The sequence below is a fragment of the Opitutaceae bacterium TAV5 genome (genome assembly GCA_000242935.3).
Taxonomy (GTDB): Bacteria; Verrucomicrobiota; Verrucomicrobiia; order Opitutales; family Opitutaceae; genus Geminisphaera.
On record CP007053.1, the window covers coordinates 5,941,868 to 5,961,901 of the forward strand.

The following is a 20,034-nucleotide window of genomic DNA, read 5'->3' on the forward strand; positions in this document are numbered from 1 at the left end:
TTTACGGAATCAGGGCGCGGGCTCCGCAGGCGCGGCGGGAGCGGGAGCCTGCTCCTGCTGCGCGGGTTCCGCCGGCAGGATGTCGCGGGCCACGCGACGGACGTCGAAGAAGGTGACGTAAAGGACCATCGTGAGCAGCAGCGCCATGAAGGTGAGCTGGGTATTCATGATGAGTCGCACCGGAAGGGGGCGTCCGCGGAGTTTGCCGATGGTGGCGAAGAGCATGTGGCCGCCGTCGAGGACGGGGATGGGCAGGAGGTTGAAGATGGCCAGGTTGATGTTGAGGAGAACCGTGAACCAGAGAACGCTGCGCAGATCGATCTGGGCGAGCCGGATGAAGACGTGGGCGATGCCGACCGGGCCGCTGAGTTTGGAAACGCCGATGTCGGAGCGCGGGCTGACGAGGCTTTCGATGGTGCGCCACGTGGTCCTGATGTGGCGGCCGATCTGCTCGTGTGGCGGGAGGTGGACGAGGGCGGCGTTGAGGATGTGCGGCTTGAGCATGACGCCGAGGCGCGGGATGGTCTGGCCGGTGGCTTCGTCGACGACGAGGCGCGGCGTGATGTCGAGGGCGAAGGGCGTGACGCCGTCGGCGCGAAGGCCGGTGACATGGACGGGGCGGGCGGCGGCCTCGGGAGCGCGGTCGCGCAGGTAATCGGCGATGGAGCCGACATAGAAGGCGGAGCGGTCGTCGATGTGGGTGATGATGTCGCCGGTGCGCAGGCCGGCGTCGCGGGCGGCGCTGTCGGCGGAAAATCCGTCCACGGCGGGGCTGCTGGAGGGAGCGATGCCGAGGGAGCGCATGCGTTCGGTGCTGACGTAGGCGGGGACGAGGCGGAGCGTCTGTTCGGTCTTGTCCCGCAGGACGGTGAGCTCGACTTCGGGGGCGCCGGCAGCGGTGCGCCCGGAGCCGAGGATGACGAGGGTCTCGACGTCGGAGAAATTTTGCACGGCCTTGCCGTCCACGCGGGTGATGATGTCACCGGGACGGAGGCCGGCGGCGGCTCCGGGGCCGGGAACGGTGGCGCCGTCGGTGGTGGTGAGCGTCGGGGCGACGTAGCCGATCTGCGTGGGAGCTTCCTGGGGCATGCCGGCGATCCAGAGGATGGCGGCGAGGGCGAAGGCGAAGATGATATTGCAGACGGCGCCGGCGACAAAGACGAGCATGCGCGTGCTGTACGAGGGCGGCGGCAGCTTGCGGATTTCGGCCTCGGCTTCCGTGGTCGGTTCACCCTCGATGCCGCGCATGTCGGCGAGTTGCGGGAGGGCCACGTACCCGCCGAGCGGAATCCAGGAAAGGCGGTATTCCACGCCATCCTTGCCCCGCCACGAGACGATTTTCGGGCCGAAGCCGATGGAGAACCGCTCGACTTTCACGCCGCGGCGGCGGGCGGCGAGGAAGTGGCCGAGCTCGTGAACGAAGATGGAGCCGCCGAAAAACAGCGCCATGAGGACAACGGCCCAGAGGAGAGAGAGGAGAGTGGCGATAGACATATCGGAAAAAGCGGAAATGCGGAGAGATGAAATGCGGAAAACGGGATTTTTTTAACCACTAATGGACACTGATGGACACGGATAAAAACAGACCATGCAGATTTATAACAAGTTGAGAGGAATCATGGCAGGCTGCATCGCCCTGGATTAGTGTGCATCAGTGTGCATTAGTGGTTAAAAATCTGTCTCTCCGGGAAGACCCCGACTTTGGTTTTTCAGCGTTTCGGTTTTCAGCATTTCCGCCGCGACGCGGCGTGCTTCGGCATCGACCGCAAGGACGGCGGAAAGTTCGGCGGGATGGGTCATTTTGATGTCGATCGAGGCCATAGTCTGCTCCACGACTCGCGGAATCGCAAGAAAGGGGAGGCGGCCATCGAGGAAGGCGGCGACGGCGATCTCGTTGGCAGCATTGTAAATCGCCGGAGCCGCGCCACCTGCGCGCATGGCGGCATGGGCGAGATCGAGCATGGGGAAACGGCCGGGGGGGATGGGGCGGAAGTCGAGCGTGAGGTTTTGTGTGAGCAGGTCGAGCGTGGGCGCGGCGGCGGCGGGCGCGCGCCCGGGATGGAGCAGCGCATGCTGGATGGGAAACGTCATCGAGGGCGGGCAAAGCTGCGCGACGAGCGAACCGTCCGTGAACTCGACGAGCGCGTGGACGATGCTTTGCGGGTGCAGGATCGTCTGGCACTGGTCGGGCCGGAGGCCGAAGAGGATTTGCGCCTCGATGAGCTCGAGCCCCTTGTTGGCGAGGGTGGCGGAATCGACGGTGATTTTGGGACCCATCGACCAGTTGGGGTGGCGGAGCGCGTCGGCCGGGGTGGCGTGGGCGAGGCGCTCTGCGGGCCAGTCGCGAAAGGCGCCGCCCGAAGCGGTGAGCACGATGCGGCGGACGTCGGCGGCATCGTGGCCGGCCAGGCACTGGAAAACGGCGTTGTGTTCGCTGTCCACCGGGAGCAGCCGGGCGCCGCTGGCGCGGGCGGCGGCGAGGACGAAGGGGCCGGCGAGGACGAGGATTTCCTTGGAGGCGAGAGCGAGATCCTTGCCGGCGGCGAGGGCGGCGAGGGCGGGGGCGAGGCCGGCGGTGCCGACGACGGCCACGAGAACGATGTCAGCCTCGGGCAACGTGGCGAGGTGCGCGAGCGCATCGGGGCCGGCGTGGAGCGACGTGGCGCCGGAGGGAAAGAGGCCGGCGGCGCGGGCCTGGCTGGCGGCGGCGGTGTCGGACAACGCCGCGTGCGGAACGTGAAACTCGCGGACGATGGCGGCGAGTTTTTCCGCGCTGCGGCAGGCGCCGGCCCCGACGAGGCGGAGCTTGTCGGGATGGGCGCGCAGGACGGCGAGCGTGTTTTCACCGACCGAGCCGGTGGCACCGAGGAGGACGACGCGTTTCATTGTGGGTTAACCGCGATGGCCGCGGACGCAGGGGCCGCGAAAAAGGGGATACGGATGCACGGCATCAGAGGAAGAGGGAAAACAGGATGAAGGCGGCGGGCGAGGTGAGCAGCAGGCTGTCGGAAAGGTCGAACATGCCTCCGATTCCGGGGATGGTCGCGCCGGAGTCCTTGGTGTCGGCGCGGCGCTTGATGATCGATTCCACGAGATCGGAGACGATGCCGAGGAGGGCGACCGGCGCCGCCATGGCCGCGGCGAGGAGCGGCGTGAACGTGACAGGCAGCCACTGGCGGCAAAAATACGCGATGCCCGCGCCGACGAGGGCCGAGGTGACGACGCCGCCGGCCGCGCCTTCCCAGGTTTTTTTCGGGCTGATGACGGGCGCCATCCTGTGTTTGCCGAAAGCCATGCCGGTGAGGAGCGCGCCGACATCGCAGAACTTGGAAGTGGCGATCACCCAGAGGCCGAGGACGAGGCCGGTGGAGGCGTGCGGTTGCGCGATGAGGAGGATCTGCACGAGAAACTGCAACAGGAACGGCACGTAAACGATGCCGAAGAGCGTCCAGCCGAGCGACTCGACGCGGTTTTCCGGCGTGCGGCGCCCGAGGAGAAGCAGGGCGGAGGCGATGGCGGAGAGCGCGAGGAGGTTGGCGGGAGCGAGAACGGAAAGACTGAAGGCCGAAGGCGGAAGGCCGAAAGCCGGAAGCACTGGCGAGATGACGACGAGTGCGCCAGACACGAGCCCGAGCCGGACAAACGGCCGGTGCCCCATCCGGCGGAGCATCCGGTAGAGTTCGAGTTGCGTGAAGACACTCACGACAATCGCGAGGACGGCGGCGCCGCGCGTGCCGAAAAACCAGAGCGTGCCGAGAATGATCAACCAGAGGGAAAGGGTGCTGAAAGTGCGTTTGGCCACGGGAGCGGGTTTGGTATTTCAGGATTTGGAATCGGCGATGCCGGTGCCGCCAAAACGGCGTTCGCGGCGATAATACTCGGCGATGGCGGTCGCGAGGTCTTCCTTCCGGAAGTCGGGCCAGAGGACGGGCATGAAAACGAATTCGGCGTAGGCGGCCTGGAGGAGCAGGAAATTGCTGATGCGCGTCTCGCCGGACGTGCGGATGACGAGGTCGGGGTCGGGGAGGCCGGCGGTGTAGAGGCGGGCGGCGAGGGTTTCCCAGGTGATGGCGTCGGGCGCGAGGCGGCCGGCGGCGGCATCGGCGGCGAGCGAGCGGGCGGCGTCGAGGATTTCGGTGCGGGAGCCGTAGTTGAGCGCGAGGATCAGGGTGTGTTCGGTGAACGCGGCGGTGGCCGCGATGGCGGCCGCCAGTTCGCTCCGGACGACGGGAGGCAGGGCGGCGGTCTGGCCGATGGTGCGGAGCCGGATGCGGTTCTTGATCAGGGTGGAGGTTTCCCGTTTGAGAAAAAGCTCGAGCAGGCCCATGAGCGCGCCGACTTCATCCTGGGGACGTTTCCAGTTTTCGGCGGAGAAGGCGTAGAGCGTGAGGTAACGGATGCCCTGCTCGCGGGCGCCTTCGATGGCGGCGCGGACGGCCTCGACCCCGCGGCGGTGACCCTCGATCCGGGGAAGTCCGCGCTGGCGAGCCCAGCGACCATTGCCATCCATGATGATGGCCACATGGGCGGGCGGCGGCGGCATCGCGGGAGGCGGCGTCGCGGAATCGATCCGGTCGGAGGAAGAAACGGCAGGCATTCGGGAAAAGGCGAGAGTCAGGGGCGCGGGGCGCGGTTATTCAACACCAGAAGCAGTGGCGGGAATGCCGCGCACCCCGTCGCGCGTCGTCAGATCCGCACCGGCATGACGAGTCCGCGGTGGAAATACCACGCGAGCAGCGCCGGTTCCATGATCAGCAAGGCGAGGCCCGGCACGTAGAGACTTTTCCCCATGACGACATAGCCGATGACCATGGCGACGACGCCGCCCGCCAGGCAGGCCATGCCCCAGTAATGGAATGCCTTGAGCGCAAAAATCCCGATCACGATCGCCGCGCTTCCCACGAAAAAAACCGCGCCGTTGCCGATCGGCCAGGTAACGGGCAGCCCCAGCGCCATGCCGGCGAGGAAAAGCAGCGGAGCCGTCAGCGGCCGGTTTTCCCGGGCGGCCGCGAGGCTCTGCGGCGTGACGTCGGGATTGCGGCGGCGCCGCGAGGACCGGCTGCCCCTGCTTCCGGCGGCGGCATCGCTCTCGCGCTCTTTGCCGTCGTTGTCGTCATCGTCGCCATAGCGGCTTGCCCCCGGTTTTCCGCCGAGGGTTTGCAGGGTGACGGAGACGACGAGGATCGCCAGCACGATGAGGATGACCAGCAGGTGCATGCCGCGTCCGGACCCGGGAGCGGGAGTCAGCGCTGCGCGCAGGCAGAAGGCCGCCGCCGCTCCGCGGAGCGGTTCGAGCCAGATCTGGCGCGCCTTCCACCAGCGCCGCCGTCGCCGGCTTTTGTCGATGCGCATGGCCCGGATCTGGAGCAATTCCAGAGGCCGGGAATCCGGAGAAATGAAGAGGCGCGCGGGGATAAAGGCAGCGACAAGGCCGCCAACGAGCAAATACCAGTTAACAGTCATTCGGAGGAGTTGAGCAGGATGAGCGGATATATCGCGGACCCCGGCCTGCGCTGTCGATATGTAAATTGTTTGCCCTTCACGCGTCCCTCGTCGGGACGAAAAAAAACGGCGTCCGGCGGCGGCCCGTCTCCCGGCATCTTCCCGCCGAAACCCCGCGCCGGTCAGCCGGATGACGCATGAAACCGGACAAGAATCGCACAATAAAGAGACTTGAACGCGTCCGCCGCCGCTGCTCCCTTGGCGGGCGTGTCTGCCCAAGTTCCACTCCTGATGCTCGGCCTGCCCAAGGGCAGTCTCGAGGAATCGACAAAAACGCTCTTTGCCAAAGCCGGCTGGAAGATCACGACCAGTTCGCGCTCCTACAAGCCGTCCATCGACGACCCCGAGCTGGATGGCCGTTTCATCCGCGCCCAGGAGGTCAGCCGCTACGTCGAGCACGGCTTTTTTGACTGCGGCCTCACCGGCTGGGACTGGGTGCAGGAAAACGAATCCGACGTCGTCGAGGTGTGCGATCTGGTCTACAGCCGCGCCTCCACGCTCAAGTCGCGCTGGGTGCTCTGCGTGCCCGAAGCCTCCTCCCTGCAAAAACCCGAGGACCTCGCCGGCAAACGCGTGGCCACCGAACTCGTCGGCACCGTGAAACGTTACTTCGCGGCGAAAAACATCCCCGTGCAGGTCGAATTTTCCTGGGGCGCCACCGAGGTGAAAGTGCCCGATCTCGTCGATGCCATCGTGGACATCACCGAGACCGGCTCCTCGCTGCGCGCCAACAAGCTGCGCATCATCGACACGCTCCTCACCACCAACACCAAATTCATCGCCAACAAGGCGTCCTGGGCCAATCCCGCCAAGCGCAAGAAGATCGAGACCATCGCCCTTCTCCTGCGCGGCGCGCTCGAGGCCGGCAGCAAGGTCGGGCTCAAACTCAACCTCCCGAAAAGCGCCCTCGACGCCATGATCAGGCAGCTCCCCTCGCTGCGCAACCCGACGATCTCCCCGCTGAGCAATCCCGACTGGATCGCGCTCGAGACGATCATCGACGAAAGCGTCGCCCGCGAGATCATCCCGCAACTCAAGGCCCTCGGCGGCGAAGGCATCGTCGAGTACCCGCTCAACAAGGTCGTGTACTGAAAGATCGAGTATGGGAGCTATGGGAGACATGGGGGCGATGAGAGTTATGATGCATTCCTGCCCGCCTCATCTCATGCGCGACTCCCGCTTCCCATAACTCCCCTCTCTCCCATAACTCGCATAGCTCTCATCCTGACCACCATGAACGTCACTCTCGGACTCCTCCAGCACGCCTGCGCCGCCGACCCGAAGGCCAATCTCAAAAAAACCCTCGCTCTCACCGAAAAGGCGGCGAAACAGGGCGCGCAGATCATCTGCACCCAGGAGCTTTTCCGTTCGCAGTACTTCTGCCAGAGCGAGGATCACAAGTTCTTCGATCTTGCCGAGCCCATCCCCGGACCGACCACGGAGGCGTTCCGGAAAATCGCCAGAAAATACAAGGTCGTCATCGTTGCCTCGCTCTTCGAAAAACGCGCCAGCGGCCTCTACCACAACACGGCCGCCATCATCGACGCGGATGGCTCGCTCCTCGGCATCTACCGCAAGATGCACATCCCGGACGATCCGCTCTTCTACGAAAAGTTCTATTTCACGCCCGGCGACACCGGCTTTCGCGCCTGGCAAACCCGGTACGGCAAGATCGGCGTCCTCATCTGCTGGGACCAGTGGTATCCCGAAGGCGCGCGTCTCACCGCGCTCCAGGGCGCCGAGATCCTTTTTTATCCGACCGCCATCGGCTGGCATCCGTCCGAGAAAGCCGAATACGGCGTCAACCAGCACGGCGCGTGGGAAACGATCCAGCGCTCGCACGCCGTCGCCAACGGCTGCTACGTGGCCTCGATCAACCGCATCGGCCGCGAAGTCATCAAGGGCGTGGGCGGCGACGGCATCGAATTCTGGGGCCAGAGCTTCGTCGCCGGCACCAGCGGCCAGATCCTCGCCAAGGCGAGCGTCGACAAGGAGGAGATCCTTCTCGTCCCGGTCGAACTCGGCAAGGTGGACGTGACCCGCACCCACTGGCCGTTTTTCCGCGACCGCCGCATCGACGCTTACGGACAACTCACGCAACGCTTCATCGATTCCTGAACCGCCCTGTAATTTTCGGAAACCGAAGATCCGTCCGATCAAACACTCTCCCTCTTCCCTCCGGTGACAACTTCCGCGAAATCCACCAAAACCGCCCAGAAAAAAGCCGCGCCCGCCGACTCCGCCGCCGGACATCCCGCCGCCCCGGGGACCGGCACGCCCGCCGCGCTCGGCTTCCGCATGCCGGCCGAGTGGGCGCCGCAGACCGCCGTCTGGTTGTCATGGCCGCACAAATACGAGTCCTGGCCCGGCAAGTTCCGGCCGGTTCCCTACCTGTTCAGCCGTATCGTCACCGCGATCAGCCAGCGCGAGGAAGTGCGGATCAACTGCGCCGCCCGCCTCCAGGCCCGCGCCGCGAAACTCTGCGCCAAGGCCGGCGCCGACATGGCGCGCGTCACCTTTTACGATCATCCGACCAACGACGCCTGGTGCCGCGATCACGGCCCGATCTTCGTGAAACACACGCAGACCGGCGAGGTAGCGCTCACCGACTGGGCCTACAATGCCTGGGGCGACAAGTACCCGCCCTACGATCTCGACAACGAAATCCCGCCCAGCATCGGCCGGGCGCTCGGCCTGCGCCGTTTCGAGAAAAACGACATGGTGCTCGAAGGCGGCTCGATCGACGTCAACGGCGAAGGCCTGCTCCTCACCAGCGAGCAATGCCTGCTCAACAAAAACCGCAACCCGCACCTCACGAAGGAGCAGATCGAACAAAACCTCCGCGATTACCTCGGCGTCACGCAAATCCTCTGGGTCGGCGACGGCATCGTCGGGGACGACACCGACGGGCACATCGACGACATGACGCGGTTTTACAAGCCCGACGGTTTCATCACCTGCGTCGAACCCGCCACGCATGACAAGAATCACGCCATCCTCGCGGAAAACCTCGAACGCCTGAAATCGTTCCGCACGCCGGCCGGCGGCAAGTTCGATATCGTGGAGCTGCCCATGCCGCGCCCCTTCGGTTTCCAGCGGCAGCGGGTGCCGGCGAGTTACGCGAATTTCCTCATCATCAACGGCGCCGTCCTCGTCCCGACCTTTCGCCAGAACAAGCGCGACCGCGAGGCATGCCAGATCATCGCCTCCTGTTTCCCGGATCGCGAAGTGGTGCCGATCGACTGCTATCACCTCATCTGGGGCCTCGGCACGCTGCACTGCATCTCGCAGCAGCAGCCGGCGTAGCCGTCGCCCGGGTCACGTCCCGTAAAGCCGGTCGCCGAAATCGCCGAGGCCGGGAAGGATGTACTTGCTGGCGTTGAGGCACCGGTCGAGCGCCCCGGCAAAAATTTTCACGTCAGGATGCGCGGCGTGCACGGCCTCCACGCCCTCGGGCGCGGCCACGACATTGAGCATGCGGATGTCCGTCGCGCCGTTTTGCTTGATGACATCCAGGGCCATCACGGCCGAGCCGCCGCTGGCCAGCATCGGATCGACCAGCAACACCCGCGCTCCGGCGAGCGGCGGCAGCTTGCAATAATAACTGCGGGCGAAGTGCGTGACCGGGTCGCGCTCGATGCCGATGTAACCCACGCTCACGTCGGGGAACAGGTTGGCGACCGGCTCCACCATGCTCAGCCCGGCGCGCAGGATCGGCACCACGACCAGCGGCTGCCCGAGCACCTGCCCGGTGGTGGTTTCCAGCGGCGTCTCGACGCTGATCGTCCGGGTGCCGAGGTCGCGCGTCGCTTCCAGGGTGAGCAAGGTCGAGATATGATGGCTGAGCACGCGGAAGGTCGCGGGCTTGGTCGTCCTGTCGCGCAGATGCGTGATGGCGTGATGGGCGAGCGGGTGGTCGATGACGTGAAGCATGGCAGGCGGTGCGGACGGTTCGGTTCCGGAAATTTGCCGGTATGTTGACCGGATGCAGGAACCGGGTCGATCCCCGGTTCGCAACCGCGAAGCAAGCCGCGCCCATTCTTTGCCGCGAAATGCGCGCTCCCCGCGCTACACGGCCTTCACGATCGCGGCCACGGCCATCGCCGCGGTATCCGTGTGCGAGAGCGACACGAGCACCTGCGTGCCGCCGATATGGCGGAGCAGGGCCTCGCCTTTTTCATCGAGCCGCACATGGGGATCGTGACGCGGACCGTGCCAGACCGAGACCGATTTCCACCCGAGCTCCGCGCCGATCCCGGTGCGGAAGCACTTCGACACCGCTTCCTTCGCGGCAAAACGGGCCGCGAGGTGCTTGTGCGGATATTTCATCCCGAAGCAGTAGGTGCGCTCCTCGTCGGTAAAGACGCGGTCGAGAAACCGGTCGCCCTGCCGCACCAGAACGCCGCGAATGCGCTCGACCTCGATGATGTCGCAACCGAGCCCGATCAGGATGCCGCCGGTGGGGATTTCGATGTTCATGACCGGAGAAGGTGCCCACGAAACACACGAAATGACACGAAAAAGCAGAGTGAATACATACAGACGCCCTGTTTCCGGAAATCCGGATGGAGGTTTTTCTTTCGTGTCATTTCGTGTGTTTCGTGGGCCTGAAAATCAGCCGTTCATCCGCGCCTTCATCTCGCGGACGGCCTCGGCGATGCCGCCGAAAAGCGCGCGGGAAAGGATGCTGTGGCCGATATTGAGCTCGTGCAGGTGCGGCACGGTGCGGATTTCGGCGACATTGACGTAGTTGATGCCGTGCCCGGCATTGACCACGAGGCCGGCGGAGCGGGCGCGGCCGGCGCCGTCGATGAGCCGGGCCAGTTCGCCGGCGCGGCGCGGCGAGTGATACGCGTTGGCCCAGGAACCGGTGTGCAACTCCACCCACGGCGCGCCGACAGCGGCGGCGGCCTCGATCTGCGCTGCCTCCGGATCGATGAACAGGCTGGTCGTGATGCCGGCGGCGTTCATCGCCTCCACGCAGGCGCGCACCCGGTCGCGGTTGCCGGCGACGTCAAGCCCGCCCTCGGTCGAGATTTCCTCGCGGTTTTCCGGCACCACGCAGACCGAATCCGGCTTCAGCTCGAGCGCGAAGTCGATCATCGCCGGGGTGCAGGCCATTTCCAGGTTGATGCGGGTCTGCGCGACCTCGCGCAGGCGCCATGCGTCGCGTTCCTGGATGTGGCGGCGGTCCTCGCGCACATGGATGGTGATGCCGTCGGCGCCCGCCTGCTCGGCCAGCGAGGCGAGGGCGACCGGATCGGGCTCCACCGGCCCGCCGGCCGTCCGCTCGTAACCCCGGTAGCGCGCTTGCCGCAGCGTGGCGGCGTGATCGATGTTAACTCCGAGAAGGATTGTCATGAAGAATGCGGCAAAGTTTTCCCCGGGCGGCCCGGGAAACCAAGCCGGAAAACAGGCCGCCCCGTGATAGTTGCGATTTGTCCGCGGATCGGCACTTGCGCCCGGGGCGCGCCGTTTCCAGCCTGCCGGTTTTACACGCCACATGACTGTCGCCGCCGCTACCCGCAAATCCGCGTTATCAACCGATGCTTCCGCCGTGCATGCCGACCTCGAGTCGGTGCTCGTCCCAGAGAGCGAAATCAAAAAACGCCTGCGCAAGCTCGGCGCGGAGATCTGCGCCCTCTACGGCGACGAAGAGATCACCGTCGTGGCCCTGATCAACGGCGCCATCTTCTTCACCGCCGACCTGCTCCGCCACATCCCCAACCCCGTGCGTCTCGACTGCGTGCGCATTTCCAGCTACCGCAACGAGACGCGTTCGCTCGGCAAGCCCCGCATCCTCGGCAACCTCAGCCTCGACATCGCCAACCGCCACGTGCTGCTGATCGACGACATCCTCGACACCGGCAAGACGCTCTCCGTCGTGGCCAACATGATACGCAAGCTCGAGCCCGCCAGCGTGCGCACCTGCGTGCTGCTCGACAAGCGCGGCCGCCGCGAGGTCGAGTTCGAGGCCGATTTCGTCGGCTTCCAGATCCCCGACAAGTTTGTGGTCGGCTACGGCCTCGATTTCGCCGAACGCTACCGCAACCTCCCCTGCATCGGCGTCCTCAAGCCCCACCTGCAAAACCCGCCCGAGTGGGCGTGAACGCCTCATGGGAACTTCTGAAAATTGAACAGAAGGCAACAAAGAGAACCAAGAGCAACCAAGGGCGCATCTCTGTCTCTTCTGTCCAACCTGTTCATGATAAATGATTTTTATTTTTTCATAAAAAGTCTTCTTTGTTTCATCTTCGTTCTCTTTGTTTCCTTCTGTTCAAAAACTGAATTTTCAGAACCACCCTCATGAATTTTGCCGTCATCGGGGCGGGTGCCTGGGGCACCGCGTTTGCCATCCATCTCTCGCGACTCGACCACACGGTGACACTCGTGCCCCGGCGTTTCGAGCAGGCGCTCGCGCTCGCCTCCTCGCACGAAAACGCCGATTACCTGCCCGGCATCCCGCTGCCGCCCAGCCTGCAGATCGGCCATGAACTCGCGCCCGTGCTCATGGAGGCCGAAGTCGTCATCCTCGCGTGCCCCTCGCAATCCCTGCGCCAGACCTGCGGAAACATCCGCGCCGCCTCCGGCCTCGCCACGCAACTGCGCCTCGTCATCAGCCTCGCCAAGGGGCTCGAACTTTCCACCCACCTCCGCCCGAGCGAGGTCATCCAGGCCGCGTTGCCCGGCTACCTCGCCGCCAGTCTCACCGGCCCCACCAACGCCGCCGGAGTCGCCCGCGGCAAACCCGCCGCGATGGTCCTCGCCGCCGCGCCCGTTCCCGATGCTTCGGCGGCGGCCGCCTCCGGTTACCTCGCCACCGTGCAGGCCGCGATCAGCGGGCCGACCTTGCGCGTGTACCTCGGCAGCGACGTGGCCGGAGCGGAATTCGGCGGTTGCCTGAAAAACATCTACGCCATCGCCGCCGGCTGCTGCGACGGACTGAAGCTCGGCGACAACGCCAAGGCTGCCCTGCTCACCCGCGCCCTCACCGAAATGGTGCGCGTGGGCGTCGCGCTCGGCGCGCGGCAGGAAACGTTTTACGGGCTCGGCGGCTTCGGCGACCTCGTCGCCACCTGTACCGGCGCCTGGAGCCGCAACCGCACCTTCGGCCAGCACCTCGGCGAAGGAAAGCGGGCCGCCGACCTCATTGCCGCCAGCAAATCCGTGGTCGAGGGCTACCGGACGACGGAGAGTTTTTACGAACTCTGCCAGGAGCGCGGCATCGATGCCCCGATTCTCACCGAAGTCTACCGCATCCTCTACCAGGACCTCCCGCCGGTCGAGGCGCTGACCGCGCTGATGACGCGCGAACTGAAGCACGAATGAACCGCACGCCGCCCGAACCACGTCCGTTCAGCAAGGCGGCCGAAGCGCTCGTCGCCGACCTGCGCCGGCTGCCGTTCGGGGAGCCGCTGCGGCAGGTCAGGCGCCCGACAAAAAACCTCGCCGAGCTGCTCGAACCGCTGCTCGTCAAATATCACATCGGTCGCGATTCGCCCGAGCACACGCTGCGCGAACGCTGGGCCGAACTCGTCGGCGGGGCCAACGCCGCCTACTCGCATCCCGTGGAGATCGATCCGCGCGGGCGCCTCCTCGTCCTCACCTCGCATGCCATCGTGCGCAACGAACTCTTCCTGCACCGCGACAGCGTCCTGAAAAAAATCCGGGCGATTCCCGGCTGCGACCACATAAAAACCTTGCAACTGCGCGCCGGGTGATCCCGGCGCCCCCCTCTCATGCCATCCTCCCTGTCCATCACCTGGCAACAGATCGCACTCGTGGCTTTTGGCGGCGGTCTCGGCAGCGTGGCGCGGTTTCTTCTTTCGGCGTATGCATCCGGCCGCACGCCCGGCTGGCGCTTCCCGCTCGGCACCTTTCTGGTCAACCTCATCGGCTGCCTCGTGATCGGTGCGCTCTGGGCGGCGGCGGAGCGCTGGCCCATCCTCACGCCCCACCTGCGCCTGCTGCTCTTCACCGGCGTGATCGGCGGATTCACGACCTTCTCGTCGTTCGGGCTGGAAACGGTGCTCCTCCTGCGCCGCGGCGAGGCCGGCGTGGCCGTGCTCTATGTCGCGCTCAGCCTCGTTTGCGGACTCGGCATCCTCTGGCTGGCGATCCGCGCCGTCAGGTAACCGGAGCGGCAGATCTGGCAGAAAAAGTGGCGCGGGCGTCCCGCCCGTAACGCAACGTGGCATGGGCATCCTGCCCATGAAGTAACACGGGCTTCCCAGCCCGTGTTCCGGGGCCGACGACAGGGGCGGGGCGGCGCTTCGCTCCGTCCACGGCCAGGATGGCCGTGCCACATGCCAGCCCTCCCCGCCGAAATCACTTCCGGTTACCCCGCCGCGTTCCTGCCGCCGCTCCTTTGCTTTGCACCGCCGGCCGGGATCGTTAACGTTCTCCCTTTTTCCCATGGGCACACGCATCCGCACCGTCCGACGTCCACGCACCCGCAAATCCGCCGCGCCGCTCCTTTCCGTCGCCAGTCTCGGCGTCGTCCGCGACCGGAAAATCATTCTCGGCGGCATCGACTGGAGCGTGCAGCGCGGCGAGCACTGGGTCATCATGGGGCCCAACGGTTGCGGCAAGACCTCGCTCCTCAAATCGCTCACCGGCTACCTCTCGCCGACCACCGGCGAACTCACGCTGCTCGGCCACCGCTACGGCGAGAGCGACTGGCGCGATCTGCGGCTCCAGGTGGGCATCGTCACCAGCGCGCTCCAGGCCGCCGTCCCGGCCGCCGAGCCCGCGCTCGAAACCGTCATCAGCGGGCGCTATGCGCAGCTCGATCTCTGGGTAAAAACCACCGCCGCCGACCGCCGCGACGGCCTGCGCTGGCTGAAATTTGCCGGCGGCGCGGCGCTGGCCGACCGTCCGTGGACGTACCTTTCGCAAGGCGAGCGCCAGCGCGTGCTCATCGCCCGCGCCCTGATGGCCAACCCGCGCCTGCTCATTCTCGACGAACCGTGCTCGGGCCTCGATCCGGTGGCGCGCGAGCAGTTTTTGCAGTTTGTCGAAACGCTCGCCCGCCGCCGCGGCGGCCCTGCGCTCGTGCTCGTGACGCATCACGTGGAGGAGATCACGCCGGCGTTCACGCACGCGCTCGTGCTCCGCGAGGGCAGGGCGGTGGCCGCCGGCTTGCGGGAAAAAACGCTGACAAGTGCCGTGCTGGGAAAAGCCTTCGGCGCCCCCATGCGCCTCCGCCGCCACGGCGACCGGCTCGAACTCCGGCTGCACGCGCTGCGCGAACGGGGCGCGGTCTTCGGAAGGTAGCAGTGCAGGGCAGGGGGGCGCAACCCCTGTTGTGCTGAAATATCAACATATGCCTTGACGGTCCGCTTCTGTTGATATTTCAACAGGAGTCATGAGCACCCCGTCCCTTCCCGATGACCTGAGCATGCGCGAGCGTCAGGTCGTCGAAATCGTCATCCGGCTGGGTCGCGCCACCGCGCGGGACATCGAGCGCGAGCTTCCCGATCCGCCCACTTATTCCGCCGTGCGGTCCATCCTGCGCATTCTCACGCAAAAGGGCGTCCTCCGCAAAACCCCGCTCGACGGACGGGACTGGTATGCGCCCTCCGTCGCTCCCGCCGCCGCCCGCAAGGGCGCCCTGCGGGCCATTGTCCGCAACTTTTTTGGCGATTCCGCCGGGGCCGCTGCCTGTGCGCTTCTCGGCCAGAAAAACCTGAAGCTTTCCGCCGATGAGGCGGACCGTCTCATCCGGCTGATCGAGAGCGCGCGGGAAGTGCCGTCCGCAAAGGAAGACGAAAGGGAAGAGACATGAACCCGCTCGTCTCCGGATTTGCGTTTTTCAGTACGCAGTACCCGGCAACGGCGCTTTTTGTTCTCTGCGCGCTGAAGAGCAGCCTGATCGTTCTTTCCGGATGGCTCGTCGCCTCCGCCTTGCGCCGGCGGTCGGCCCGCGCCCGGTGCTGGGTCTGGCGCTGCACCCTGCTCGCCTGCGCCGGGCTGTTGCTCATGGAATTCGGGCCCGCCGCCGTGCAGCGCGTTCGCCGAGCCTTGCCCGCGGTGGTGGCTACGCCGGCCCAGGCACAGGCGACCCGCGAGCGGGCGGTCGCATTTCGGTGGGTGCCGTCCATCGAAGAAATCAACCGGCTGGAAAATGAAAAGCAGGAGCAGTTTCGTGCGGAGGAACGCGCCTCTCCGGTCGTTCGCCCGCCGTGGGAAAAAGCCGACCGGCCGCGGTTATCGGCTGACGATATGCGACTCGCGCCCTGGCGGCAGATCGAACGCGGGTTGCCTCGCGTGTGGGGCTTCGGCGCCGGACTCTTTGCGGCCGTGACCTTGCTTCGCGTGGCCGCCGGTCGCTGGTGGTTGCGACGCTCGTCGGGTCCGGCTGACGACGGGCTTGCCGGCGCCGCCCGCCGTGTCGCCGCGTCACTCCGCACCGGCAGACGCCTGCGCATCCGCCTGACGCCACGCGTGCCTTCGCCGTTGCTCGTCGGATTTTTTGTGCCCGTGATTTATCTGCCGGAAACAGCCCGTGGATGGAGCGGCGAAAAACTCCGCGCCGTCTTCCTGCACGAACTCGCGCACTGGCAGCGGCGCGATCCGCTCTGGCAACTTGCCGGGCGCCTCATCGCCTGCGCACTCTGGTGGCAGCCGCTCGTGGCGTGGGCTGCGCGCCGCATGGGAGCGGAGGCCGAGGCGGCAGCGGACGATGTGGCGGTGTTGCATGAAACCGGGGTGGCGGCCTACGCGCGCTCGCTGGTCGAGATTGCGCGGGTGGCCGGCGCGGGCGCCCGTGGCGCGCCGGCCGGAGGGGTGTCGATGGTTGGCCGCACTGCGCTCGAAAAACGCATCCGGGCTCTGCTCGCGGCCAATCCCTGGCGCGGCCGCGTCGGGAAGCTCGCCGCAGGTTTCATCGTGCTGCTGGCCGTCGGGGCGGGCGTGATCGCGTCGACGTATGTCGGTGTGGCGACCGGGGAAAAAAGCTCTGCCAATGTACGCGTGAAATCGTCGCCGGCAAAACGGATGAGCGCCGAAGAACGGGCGACCCTGCAACGTATTTTTGATAACACTACGCGCCGGCTGACGGCGCTGCGGTATCTGCATTTCAGGCTGGAGAAGGAACCTTCGCGCCTCGCGCCCGATGGCACCGTCACGCGCTCGCCGATTCCGGAGAAAATGGAAGCGTGGGTGGATGAGTGGACGGGGGTTCACCGCGCGGAATTTCGGCCGTACATCCCGCTCTTCGTTAACAGCACCAGACCCTTCGATGCCTGGGACCGGACAAGCATCAACAATGGTGAAAACAGCTACACGTACGATGATGCCCTGATGCCTTCCGATCAGTTTACAAAATCCGGTCCGGGAGGGCTTGAACGTTATCTGGGGATAGCGGAAACGCAGGAGCTATTGCGCTTGGTCCGGCGCTTGCTGGACTGGGGATATCCGCTCGGCAAGTCACTCGTCGAAGTGGAATACGAAGGACGAATGGTGACAGAGCTTCAGCAAAACATATATGAGGCAAAAGAGACCGGAAAGCTGACGCAGCAGACGATTTTTCGCCTGGATCCACAACAAGCGGATATCCTGTGCTATTATGAGTCCTTCTCGGCCTGGAATGAGAGAGGAACGATCCCGAGGCGCTGGATACTTGAGGAGACGGGACGCACAGCGTCAGGCGTAATCTATCCGAAACGGTGGAGGACGGTTTTCCCGACGGAAACGGAGATCGGAACCGAGGCGTTCCATGTGACGCAACTGGAGGTGTTGTCGGAACTGCCGGCGGATATTGTGACGCCTTTTCGCTCGCGTGAATCGGAATTCGTGGCGAAGGGAGGCACGGCGGTGCGTCACGGGCGGATCGAAATCCGCTACGAGGATGCCGTAACCGGTCGGTCCGTAGCGACAGGAAGTGTTACGGCCAGAATCTATCATGATGACCGTTGGCATGAGATCGGTGAAATGGCACCCGATGTTCGCGGACGTGTCGTCATTTCCCTGCCGGGTAAGACGGGACCCGAAATCATCGCTCTGAACGTAAAGATGAAGGCTCCGGGATATGCTCCGCAGGTCGTCGAGTGGACGAAAACCGGAGATCCGCTTCAGTTGCCCGAAATCTACGTAGCACACCTCTGGCCGGCCTCTCCGATTGCGGGCCGTGTCCTGGATCCGGACGACAAACCGGTGGCGGGAGCCGAAGTGAAAATCTGGCTCTGGAACGGTGGTTCAGGTCCCATGCCTGTTTACCGTGACCGCTTTGACCTGAGCGATATCGCCGTGAAAACCGATGCCGCCGGCCGTTGGAAAGCGGAAGGTTTTCCCGAAAATCTTATGGGGTTGGGCTTGATCGTCATTGCTTCCGGTTATCGGCAGACAAGTGCGTTGTCCGGGACGGCCGTCCGGATGCTCACCGGCCAACCCTACGAAAGCCTGCGCGACGGCAGCAGCGTTATTCACCTCCGGCCGGAAGTCGTAGTGAACGGAAGAGTTCTGGACGCGCAAGGAGAACCGGCCAAAGGTGCCAGCGTCACGTTGTTTACTGAAGATGTCGATACACGGGGCACGGTGAATCGGGGAACGGTCAAAGCCGGACAGCAAGGTGAGTTCTCTTTCGGACAGCTTCCGCATGGCACAGGACGGATCATTGTGGACGAACCGCTTCACAAACCGGTCATGGTGGAAATTTCGATTCCCTCCGAAACTCCGGTACACGTCAGGCTGGAGCCGGGAAATGTAGTGAAGGGTCGCGTGGTCGGTGAAGATGGCAAACCGAGGGCGGGGCTCGACGTGCATCCGGAAACATGGCGGGGCAAGAGGCACGTTTTGGACTACAGCACACAGACCGATGCTGAAGGTCGTTTCATATGGAGAGGCGCGCCCGATGACGAAGTCGAGTTTGTATTCGGTGGATGCCGGAATCAGGAGATTTTGACCAACGTCATGCTTACGGCAAAACCGGAAGAACAGACTTTTATCATGAAACCGGCGCTGCGTCTCGATTGTGCCGTGGTGGACGCAAAAACGGGGCAGCCTGTTTTGAAGGTAAAGCTTGTTCCGGGGCAGGTGTGGGACGATCGCGAGCCATCCTGGGACCGGCGTTCGGCCAAAACCCATGACGGAGGACGCGTGACATGGCAGAACGGCTGGCTTGGGGAGAAATGGATTTTTCTCCTCGAAGCGGACGGCTACGAACCCCTACGCACGCCGACTTATGAAGGCAGCCAGAGGGACATCACGGAAACCTTCCGCCTGATTCCGCGGAAGCAGCCGTAGCAGGACACCTTGGTCGGCTACGCTGGCAGAGAGGTGTTGAGGGTTGAAACGGAAAGGGCTCCGGCCTTTGGTTTGCTTCTGTCCCGATGGCTTCCGCTGCATCTGCATCTTCCGCGACCACTCCCTCCAGAATCTCCTCCGCCATCGTGCGCGAGGATTTTAACGACGTGCGGGCGGTCGTCCACTACACGAAGGCCGCGCACGAACTCGGGCTCTGGCAATCGGAACGCCTGCTTTTCGAACGGTTTTTCCCGGACCGCGCCGCCAGCCTGCTCGAAGCCGGTTGCGGGGCCGGGCGGGTGAGCATCGCGCTCCAGGCGCTCGGCTACCGGAAGCTCACGGCATTCGATTTCGCCGAGGAGTTGCTCGCCCAGGCCCAGTCGCTCGCCGACGAACGCCGGGCGCGCATCACGTTTTTCCATGCCGACGCGCGCCACCTCGCCGCGCACCCGCTGGCGGAGGAGCGGGCGCCGTTCGATGGCGTGTTTTTCATGTTCAACGGCCTCATGCAGATCCCCGGCCGCCGCAATCGCCGCAAGGCGCTGCGCCAGCTCCACGCCGTCTGCCGGCCGGACGCGCCGCTGATGTTCACCACGCACGACCGCGACAACTCGCCGGCCGAGCAACTCCTCTGGCGGCTGGAACTGAAACGCTGGCTCGAGGGGCGGCAGGACCCGATCCTGCGCGAGTTCGGCGACCGCTATTTCGAGGACGACCTCGGCCGCACCTTCATGCACCTGCCCGACCGCGCGGAAATCCTCGAAGACCTGAAAGCCACCGGCTGGCGGCACACCTGGGACGCGCTTCGCCGCGAGGTGGCGAAGGAAACCCGCGCCGTCCGCAACTTTTCCGACGAATGCCGCTTCTGGGTCGCCGCGCGCGGCTGATTGACCCGGAAAGCTGAAACTGCTCAAGGACGCTGGAGCATTTTTTTAAAAAATTGCAGCCGTACAGGATACTGAAAACAGAACCACGGATTGCACGGATTTTCACGGATAAGAATGAAGCGGCAAGGCATGGTTTGAATCCGTGATAATCGGTGAAATCCGTGGTTAAAAAAGCCCCCGATTTTGGCAGTGATGCGGTTCCCTCTGCTGCAGTTTTGAGGTTCAGATTCCTGCGCGAGGGCCGAAAAGAATGAGAAGATTTGAAACACATGTCCTTCGTATTCCTTCCCGTCCTCGCGCGGGATCAAAACGGCCCGGGATACGGACACCTTATCCCTTTGTTCATGTAATTTTTAATAAACCGGTCGCTGACGGGTTTTAACAAATGACAAAACTTCTC

20 protein-coding genes are annotated in these 20,034 nt (G+C 64.7%); 11 read left to right on the forward strand and 9 right to left on the reverse strand.

Features of this window, described 5'->3' with window-relative positions:
• Positions 1-9: 9 nt before the first annotated feature.
• The 6 genes from OPIT5_25150 to OPIT5_25175 all read right to left on the reverse strand — a co-directional run bounded on the left by OPIT5_25150 (position 10) and on the right by OPIT5_25175 (position 5,600).
• Entirely contained in the window at positions 10-1,494 is a 1,485-nt protein-coding gene (locus tag OPIT5_25150) for a peptidase (protein AHF93003.1), read from the reverse strand.
• 174 nt (positions 1,495-1,668) lie between these two features.
• Positions 1,669-2,886 carry a 1-deoxy-D-xylulose 5-phosphate reductoisomerase gene (locus OPIT5_25155; protein AHF93004.1) on the reverse strand — a complete coding sequence of 406 codons (1,218 nt, stop codon included), beginning with the start codon at positions 2,884-2,886 and terminating at the stop codon, positions 1,669-1,671.
• Positions 2,887-2,950: 64 nt separating this feature from the next.
• Entirely contained in the window at positions 2,951-3,802 is an 852-nt protein-coding gene (locus tag OPIT5_25160; GenBank protein AHF93005.1) for a phosphatidate cytidylyltransferase, read from the reverse strand.
• Between the two features lie 18 nt (positions 3,803-3,820).
• The gene (locus OPIT5_25165) at positions 3,821-4,570 is read right to left on the reverse strand and encodes a UDP pyrophosphate synthase (protein ID AHF93006.1); all 750 of its coding nucleotides are present in this window, start codon (positions 4,568-4,570) and stop codon (positions 3,821-3,823) included.
• Positions 4,571-4,686: 116 nt separating this feature from the next.
• The gene (locus OPIT5_25170; GenBank protein ID AHF93007.1) at positions 4,687-5,463 is read right to left on the reverse strand and encodes a hypothetical protein; all 777 of its coding nucleotides are present in this window, start codon (positions 5,461-5,463) and stop codon (positions 4,687-4,689) included.
• Positions 5,460-5,600: a hypothetical protein gene (locus OPIT5_25175; GenBank protein ID AHF94746.1), complete on the reverse strand. Its 141-nt coding sequence runs from the start codon at positions 5,598-5,600 to the stop codon at positions 5,460-5,462. The genes OPIT5_25170 and OPIT5_25175 overlap by 4 nt, the downstream gene beginning before the upstream one ends.
• Positions 5,601-5,733: 133 nt before the next feature.
• Here OPIT5_25175 and OPIT5_25180 point away from each other — a divergent pair, with 133 nt between their 5' ends.
• The 3 genes from OPIT5_25180 to OPIT5_25190 all read left to right on the forward strand — a co-directional run bounded on the left by OPIT5_25180 (position 5,734) and on the right by OPIT5_25190 (position 8,808).
• Positions 5,734-6,594: an ATP phosphoribosyltransferase gene (locus OPIT5_25180; protein AHF93008.1), complete on the forward strand. Its 861-nt coding sequence runs from the start codon at positions 5,734-5,736 to the stop codon at positions 6,592-6,594.
• A 132-nt stretch (positions 6,595-6,726) separates the two neighbouring features.
• A complete protein-coding gene (locus tag OPIT5_25185; protein ID AHF93009.1) occupies positions 6,727-7,620 on the forward strand; it encodes an apolipoprotein acyltransferase in 894 nt (297 codons plus the stop codon).
• 63 nt (positions 7,621-7,683) lie between these two features.
• Complete coding sequence (locus OPIT5_25190; GenBank protein ID AHF93010.1) at positions 7,684-8,808, forward strand: agmatine deiminase; 1,125 nt, start codon at positions 7,684-7,686, stop codon at positions 8,806-8,808.
• A 12-nt stretch (positions 8,809-8,820) separates the two neighbouring features.
• Here OPIT5_25190 and OPIT5_25195 read toward each other — a convergent pair whose 3' ends face one another.
• The 3 genes from OPIT5_25195 to OPIT5_25205 all read right to left on the reverse strand — a co-directional run bounded on the left by OPIT5_25195 (position 8,821) and on the right by OPIT5_25205 (position 10,863).
• Entirely contained in the window at positions 8,821-9,435 is a 615-nt protein-coding gene (locus OPIT5_25195; GenBank protein ID AHF93011.1) for a uracil phosphoribosyltransferase, read from the reverse strand.
• Positions 9,436-9,570: 135 nt separating this feature from the next.
• A complete protein-coding gene (locus OPIT5_25200) occupies positions 9,571-9,981 on the reverse strand; it encodes an ACP synthase (protein AHF93012.1) in 411 nt (136 codons plus the stop codon).
• 135 nt (positions 9,982-10,116) lie between these two features.
• Positions 10,117-10,863, reverse strand: a complete 747-nt coding sequence (locus tag OPIT5_25205; GenBank protein ID AHF93013.1) for a pyridoxamine 5'-phosphate oxidase — start codon at positions 10,861-10,863, stop codon at positions 10,117-10,119.
• 196 nt (positions 10,864-11,059) lie between these two features.
• Between OPIT5_25205 and OPIT5_25210 the strand changes: the two genes are divergently transcribed.
• The 8 genes from OPIT5_25210 (at position 11,060) to OPIT5_25245 (ending at position 19,634) form a co-directional block, all read left to right on the forward strand.
• On the forward strand, positions 11,060-11,611 hold the full coding sequence (locus tag OPIT5_25210; protein AHF93014.1) for a hypoxanthine phosphoribosyltransferase: 552 nt from the start codon (positions 11,060-11,062) through the stop codon (positions 11,609-11,611).
• Between the two features lie 197 nt (positions 11,612-11,808).
• Positions 11,809-12,831, forward strand: a complete 1,023-nt coding sequence (locus tag OPIT5_25215) for a glycerol-3-phosphate dehydrogenase (GenBank protein ID AHF93015.1) — start codon at positions 11,809-11,811, stop codon at positions 12,829-12,831.
• Positions 12,828-13,223 carry a hypothetical protein gene (locus OPIT5_25220; GenBank protein AHF93016.1) on the forward strand — a complete coding sequence of 132 codons (396 nt, stop codon included), beginning with the start codon at positions 12,828-12,830 and terminating at the stop codon, positions 13,221-13,223. Before OPIT5_25215 ends, OPIT5_25220 begins: the two co-directional genes overlap by 4 nt.
• Positions 13,224-13,241: 18 nt before the next feature.
• The gene (locus OPIT5_25225; protein ID AHF93017.1) at positions 13,242-13,637 is read left to right on the forward strand and encodes a chromosome condensation protein CcrB; all 396 of its coding nucleotides are present in this window, start codon (positions 13,242-13,244) and stop codon (positions 13,635-13,637) included.
• 280 nt (positions 13,638-13,917) lie between these two features.
• On the forward strand, positions 13,918-14,778 hold the full coding sequence (locus OPIT5_25230; protein ID AHF93018.1) for an ABC transporter: 861 nt from the start codon (positions 13,918-13,920) through the stop codon (positions 14,776-14,778).
• Positions 14,779-14,869: 91 nt separating this feature from the next.
• Entirely contained in the window at positions 14,870-15,289 is a 420-nt protein-coding gene (locus OPIT5_25235; GenBank protein AHF93019.1) for a CopY family transcriptional regulator, read from the forward strand.
• Positions 15,286-18,747 (forward strand): hypothetical protein, encoded by a 3,462-nt coding sequence (locus OPIT5_25240; protein AHF94747.1) that lies wholly within the window; start codon positions 15,286-15,288, stop codon positions 18,745-18,747. The genes OPIT5_25235 and OPIT5_25240 overlap by 4 nt, the downstream gene beginning before the upstream one ends.
• 86 nt (positions 18,748-18,833) lie before the next feature.
• Positions 18,834-19,634, forward strand: coding sequence for a methylase (locus OPIT5_25245; GenBank protein ID AHF93020.1), 801 nt, complete (start codon positions 18,834-18,836; stop codon positions 19,632-19,634).
• Positions 19,635-20,034 lie beyond the last annotated feature (400 nt).

What these genes read in the sequence shown, in the direction of transcription:
- OPIT5_25150 (AHF93003.1), bottom strand. Translation starts at nt 1,494, where the DNA reads ATGTCTATCGCCACTCTCCTCTCTCTCCTCTGGGCCGTTGTCCTCATG.
- OPIT5_25155 (AHF93004.1), bottom strand. Translation starts at nt 2,886, where the DNA reads ATGAAACGCGTCGTCCTCCTCGGTGCCACCGGCTCGGTCGGTGAAAAC.
- OPIT5_25170 (AHF93007.1), bottom strand. Translation starts at nt 5,463, where the DNA reads ATGACTGTTAACTGGTATTTGCTCGTTGGCGGCCTTGTCGCTGCCTTT.
- OPIT5_25175 (AHF94746.1), bottom strand. Translation starts at nt 5,600, where the DNA reads ATGCCGGGAGACGGGCCGCCGCCGGACGCCGTTTTTTTTCGTCCCGAC.
- OPIT5_25180 (AHF93008.1), top strand. Translation starts at nt 5,734, where the DNA reads ATGCTCGGCCTGCCCAAGGGCAGTCTCGAGGAATCGACAAAAACGCTC.
- OPIT5_25195 (AHF93011.1), bottom strand. Translation starts at nt 9,435, where the DNA reads ATGCTTCACGTCATCGACCACCCGCTCGCCCATCACGCCATCACGCAT.
- OPIT5_25200 (AHF93012.1), bottom strand. Translation starts at nt 9,981, where the DNA reads ATGAACATCGAAATCCCCACCGGCGGCATCCTGATCGGGCTCGGTTGC.
- OPIT5_25205 (AHF93013.1), bottom strand. Translation starts at nt 10,863, where the DNA reads ATGACAATCCTTCTCGGAGTTAACATCGATCACGCCGCCACGCTGCGG.
- OPIT5_25215 (AHF93015.1), top strand. Translation starts at nt 11,809, where the DNA reads ATGAATTTTGCCGTCATCGGGGCGGGTGCCTGGGGCACCGCGTTTGCC.
- OPIT5_25220 (AHF93016.1), top strand. Translation starts at nt 12,828, where the DNA reads ATGAACCGCACGCCGCCCGAACCACGTCCGTTCAGCAAGGCGGCCGAA.
- OPIT5_25225 (AHF93017.1), top strand. Translation starts at nt 13,242, where the DNA reads ATGCCATCCTCCCTGTCCATCACCTGGCAACAGATCGCACTCGTGGCT.
- OPIT5_25230 (AHF93018.1), top strand. Translation starts at nt 13,918, where the DNA reads ATGGGCACACGCATCCGCACCGTCCGACGTCCACGCACCCGCAAATCC.
- OPIT5_25235 (AHF93019.1), top strand. Translation starts at nt 14,870, where the DNA reads ATGAGCACCCCGTCCCTTCCCGATGACCTGAGCATGCGCGAGCGTCAG.
- OPIT5_25240 (AHF94747.1), top strand. Translation starts at nt 15,286, where the DNA reads ATGAACCCGCTCGTCTCCGGATTTGCGTTTTTCAGTACGCAGTACCCG.
- OPIT5_25245 (AHF93020.1), top strand. Translation starts at nt 18,834, where the DNA reads ATGGCTTCCGCTGCATCTGCATCTTCCGCGACCACTCCCTCCAGAATC.